4 protein-coding genes and 1 pseudogene are annotated in these 5,019 nt (G+C 67.0%); all 5 read right to left on the bottom strand.

Annotated elements, in window-relative coordinates; genetic code table 11:
- Positions 1-210 precede the first annotated feature (210 nt).
- The gene (locus AC5YGJ_RS20265; RefSeq protein WP_309339580.1) at positions 211-2,589 is read right to left on the bottom strand and encodes a methyl-accepting chemotaxis protein; all 2,379 of its coding nucleotides are present in this window, start codon (positions 2,587-2,589) and stop codon (positions 211-213) included.
- Between the two features lie 101 nt (positions 2,590-2,690).
- Positions 2,691-3,074 carry a hypothetical protein gene (locus tag AC5YGJ_RS20260; protein ID WP_107233273.1) on the bottom strand — a complete coding sequence of 128 codons (384 nt, stop codon included), beginning with the start codon at positions 3,072-3,074 and terminating at the stop codon, positions 2,691-2,693.
- A gap of 136 nt (positions 3,075-3,210) precedes the next feature.
- Complete coding sequence (locus tag AC5YGJ_RS20255) at positions 3,211-3,702, bottom strand: chemotaxis protein CheW (protein WP_107233274.1); 492 nt, start codon at positions 3,700-3,702, stop codon at positions 3,211-3,213.
- A gap of 145 nt (positions 3,703-3,847) precedes the next feature.
- Complete coding sequence (locus AC5YGJ_RS20250; RefSeq protein WP_249844998.1) at positions 3,848-4,621, bottom strand: flagellar brake protein; 774 nt, start codon at positions 4,619-4,621, stop codon at positions 3,848-3,850.
- Between the two features lie 178 nt (positions 4,622-4,799).
- A pseudogene (locus AC5YGJ_RS20245) lies at positions 4,800-5,019 on the bottom strand (hypothetical protein); the annotation flags it as partial.

The raw sequence follows: 5,019 nt of genomic DNA, 5'->3' as shown, positions 1-5,019 counted from the left end.
GTAAGCGCCATGGATGGCGCGCCCGAGCCTACAGGGACGTATTCACGGCGTCCCCTGCGCAACCCACCCTCCCGGCCAACCCTCAGGAGCCCAGCGCTTCGACCGGCCACCCCGAGGGGCTTCGCCGTTGGCTGGATATCCGGATACCCCGAAAACGAAAACGCCCCAGCACAGGGCCAAGGCGTCTTCGTGGATCAGATCAGGTCGGCATCAGAATTCCTGCCAATCTCCGTCGGCCAGTTCGGTGGCCATCGGGCGACCGCCCGCAGTGCGGCGGGCCGGCGGGGCAGCCGGAGCTGCTGCTGCCGGTGCAACAGCGCGCGGGGCCGGGGCAGCGACGCGCGGCGGGGCGACCACGGCTTCGGCTTCGTCCACCACGAAGATCGACACGGCCTCGCTGAGGTGGCCGGCCTGTTCTTCCATCGCACGCGCGGCGGCAGTGGCTTCCTCCACCAGCGCAGCGTTCTGCTGGGTGGTTTCGTCCATCTGCACCACGGTCTGGTTGACCTGCTCGATGCCGGCGCTCTGTTCCTGCGAGGCGGCCGAGATCTCGGCCATGATGTCGGTCACGCGCTGCACCGAAGCAACGATCTCGCCCATGGTCGCACCGGCCTTGTGCACCAGCGCCGAGCCGTCATTGACCTTGCCGACGGAGTCGTCGATCAGGCCCTTGATCTCCTTGGCGGCGGCCGCCGAGCGCTGGGCGAGGGTGCGCACTTCGCTGGCAACCACGGCAAAGCCACGGCCCTGTTCACCGGCACGGGCGGCTTCCACTGCGGCGTTCAATGCCAGGATGTTGGTCTGGAAGGCGATGCCGTCGATGACCGAGATGATCTCGGCGATCTTCTTCGACGAGGCCTGGATGGCCGACATGGTGGTGACCACCTGGCCGACCACCTCGCCACCCTGCGAGGCGACACCGTGCGCGCCGATGGCGAGCTGGTTGGCCTGGCGGGCGTGCTCGGCGTTCTGGCGCACGGTGGAGGTCAGTTCCTCCATCGACGCAGCGGTCTCTTCCAGGTTGGCGGCCTGCTGTTCGGTACGGCGCGACAGGTCGCTGTTGCCGGAGGCGATTTCGCCGGCGGCCGAGCTGATCGCGCGGCTGGACTGCTTGATGCGGGTGACGATCTCGCTGAGCTGCGCGGCGGTGGCGTTGGCATCGTCACGCATGCGGGCGAACACGCCCTGATAGTCGCCGTGCATGCGCACGGTCAGGTCACCCTGGGACAGCGCGGCGAGCAGGCCGGAAATCTGTTCGATGCTGCCGGCGTTGGCGTCGAGCAGGCCGTTGATCTGCTGGGCCAGCTGCAGGAAGAAGCCTTCCTTGTCGCTGGCATCGATGCGGCCGGACAGGTCGCCGGCGGCAGCCTGGGCGATCACGCGGGCCACTTCGGCCTCGACCTGTGCTTCCTGGGTACGGTCGCGCCATTCCACCACGTAGCCCACGGTGTCGCCGCCTTCGTTGCGGATGGTCGACACCACCTGGGCGAACTGGGCGTCGCCATACTGCATCGGGCGGCGCGCCACGCCATGCGCCTTCAGGTTGCCGAGCAGGGTCTGGTCCATCTCGCCACGGTGCTCGAGCACGGTGACCGGCTTGCCGATCAGCGAGGCCTGGGCGTCGAAGTCGGGCAGGTCGCGGCGCACGTCATCCTGGTACTGGCTCAGGGTCTGCTGCAGGGCGCGGTTGGTGTAGACGATGGTGTTGCTGGTGTCGGTCAGGTACACGCCGGTGGAGCTGTAGTCCAGCGCGGTGCGGATGCGCAGGTTCTCGCGGGCGATGGCCTGGTCGGTCTCGATGCGTTCACGCAGGTCGCGCTGCATGCGCTGCATGGACTGCATCAGTTCGCCCACTTCGTCCTGGCGGCTGACATCGATGTGGCCATCGAGCTTGCCACCGGCCACGTCGTTGGCCACCGAGACGGCGCCACGCACGCTGCCGACCAGGGCACGGGCGAACAGCCAGACCAGCACCAGGCCGAGCGCGGCACCGCCCAGCAGGGCAATCACGGTGAGCACGGCCGAAGCGGAATAGGTGGTGGCCGCTTCATCGCGCGAGGCGCGGGCGAGGCGGTTGTCTTCGGCGATCAGCGCTTCCAGCGCCGAGGCAGCCTTGCGGTGCTTGGTGCGGGTTTCGCCGACGAAGGTGTCGATGGCATCGTCCGGCAGGTCCAGTTCCAGCATCTCGGTGACGCTGTCATAGGAGGCCAGGGCGTCCTTCCATTCCTTGGCGAAGGCGTCGAACAGCTTCTTCTGCTGCGCGTTGTCGACCAGCTTCGGATAGTCCTTGATCGACTTGTCCATGCTGGTGCGCAGGTCGCTGGCCTGCTTGCGCGCATCGGACTTGACGTCGTCGCTGGCGCGGATCAGCTGCTGGTAGGCGGCATTGCGGTACTCGCCCAGCATGCCACGCATCTCGCCGGCCATGCGGATGCTTTCCATGCGTGAACCGGCCAGTTCGGTGGTGACGTTGTTCAGCGAATGCAGGCCACGATAGGCGACGATGCCCTGCAGCAGCATCACCAGCAGGATGACGCCGAAGGTCAGCATCAGCTTCGGCATCAGTTTCAGGTTGTTGATCCACGGCATGGGCGTTGCGATCTCCTAAGGCAGACGCGTCCGGGCATCGGGCCCGGTTGCAGCAGAAACCACGCCGGCACCAGGTCCGGCGTGGCTCGACGGACAGCGGATTACTTGATGTTGGCCAGCTTCAGGCCCGACGGCGAGCTGACTTCGATTTCCGCGCGCGATGCGTCGCGCTGGATCTTGCCGATCACGCAGACGGTCTTGCCTTCCAGGGTTTCCAGCGGGAAGGAGAACTTGCCGCGGTTTTCGCCGGCGATGCGCGCCGAGAAGGTGTGGCGCGGGAAGGCGCCGCCCATGTACAGGAAGGTCGGCTGGCCTTCGGAACCTTCTGCGTAGCGGGCCTTTTCAACCTTGCCGCAGACCATGCCGTCCTTGCCGACCGAGCGCGGTGCCATTTCCGGCGGGATCATGTCTGCCGACTGGGCGAAAGCGGAGGCGGCGGTGGTGGCCAGGACAGCAGCCGAGACGAACGCAAGCAGGGACTTCATCGAGGGGTATCTCCGGGGATGGTAACGGTGGGGCCGGTCCTGCGCGCTCCTGCGCGGCCGGCTTCTGTCCCCCTATCGGCATCGCCGGAGGGAACTGAAGGGTTTTGTGACTGGAACGTGAAGCAGTTCCGTTTGCTCAGGCGGCGACGTCTTCCACGGCGCTGGGCTGGCCCATGTCGGCGCTGTCGAGCAGGGTCTCGATGTCCAGCAGGATCAGCATGCGGTCGTCATGGGTACCGATGCCGGAAATGAAGCGGGTATCGACGGCGGCGCCGAACTCCGGGGTCGGACGGATCTGCTCGGCCGACAGCGGGATCACGTCGGAGACGCTGTCCACGACGATGCCGACCACGCGGTCTTCCACGTTCAGCACGATCATCACGGTGAAGGCGTCGTAGCGGGCATCGTCCAGGCGCAGCTTCAGGCGCAGGTCGATGACCGGCACGATGGTGCCGCGCAGGTTGATCACGCCCTTGATGTAGTCCGGCGCGTCCGGCACGCGGGTCACCGCATCGTAGCCGCGGATTTCCTGCACCTTGAGGATATCCACGCCGTAGTGCTCGGCACCGAGGGTGAAGCTGAGGAATTCGCCACCGGCGCTGGCGGTGGAGCTGGTCTTGTCGTTCATCGAGGGGTCCTGGTTCTGCCGGAAGTCCCGGTGTCAGGCTCGATATCGGCCCCGCGGGGGGGGACTTTAGCTGCCGGGAAAGCATCCACGCATGGCGTGGATCCGGTAGTGCCGGCCGCTGGCCGGCATACCCGTTGGACGGGCCTCAGAGCTCGCCGTTGCGGCGTGCCTTGCGCTGGCGGTCGATGCGGAAGATGTAGCGCTGGATGGCGCTGTCGGCGCCGCGTGGCAGGCTGTCAAAGCGCATGCCCACGCGTTTGACCTCGATGCCATTGGGCTGGCGCTGTGGCAGCAGGTTGCAGACCACCAGCTCGATGTCCAGATCTGGCCCGTCAGGCAGCGAAAGCCGGGCCGGGTAACGCTTCTGCAGGCCGAACACCGCGCAGTCATTGGGCACGACCACCGCCAGGCCGCCGCCACTGATGTCCACCACGCGCATCGACAGGGCTTCGGCGCGGGCCTCGCCGGGCGGCAGCAGCAGCTGCGGCGAGTCGGTCACCGGGGTCTCCAGCCGGTACAGCTCGCGGCGTTGCAGGTGCACCAGTTCGTCCGGCAGCGGGGCACGGAAGGCGACGTGGCCGTCGTTGTCCACGCGCTGCAGCTGGTGCAGGCGGAACCGGACCAGCACGCGTTCCAGCTGGGCGAAGCACAGCAGATGGTCGGACTGTTCGGCCGCACGGTTGGACGCTTCCTGCGGGCTGCCATCGAGCAGCAGGACGTCCTCATCCTCGTCCAGATCGAGCAATGCGGTAGGAAACGAGCGGTCGCGGCCGTCAATATGCGCGTTGATCAGCGAACGCTGGTCGATCAGCGAGCGCAGCAGCTGGCGCAGCTGACGCGGATTGCGAACCAGGAATCGTTCGTCAGCGGCGTCGGCCGCAAGGACTTCATGCACTGCAGTGTCGTTGCCGTCGGACATGGAATCTAGGGTCAAGGGCGGGCGCCAGCACGCGTTGGCGCGAGGCTCGATGGGGATATCGGCCTCTGCCTCGGATTATGAAGTGAGGAGTGCATCACTTTCCATGCAGAAGGGGTCAGAGCCCTTTCCCGCGGGAAAGGGTTCTGACCCCCGAGTGCCCACCACGCCGCGTGTGGGGTCAGAACTCCTGCCAGTCGCCCTCGGCCGCCAGTGCCGGTGCCGCTGATGCGCGCAGCGGGCGTGCCGGTGCTGCCTTGGTGGCGGGCAGGGCGGCGGCCACCTGGCGCGGCTGCGGTGCGGTGGCCAGTCGTGCCGGTGCCGCGGTGACTCCCTGCGATGCCAGCCGGAAGCGTGCCACGGCTTCACCCAGCTGCACGGCCTGGTCTTCCATCGCGCGC

This window comes from Stenotrophomonas sp. CS3K5, assembly GCF_059515225.1.
This window is presented reverse-complemented; position numbering and strand designations above follow the sequence as displayed.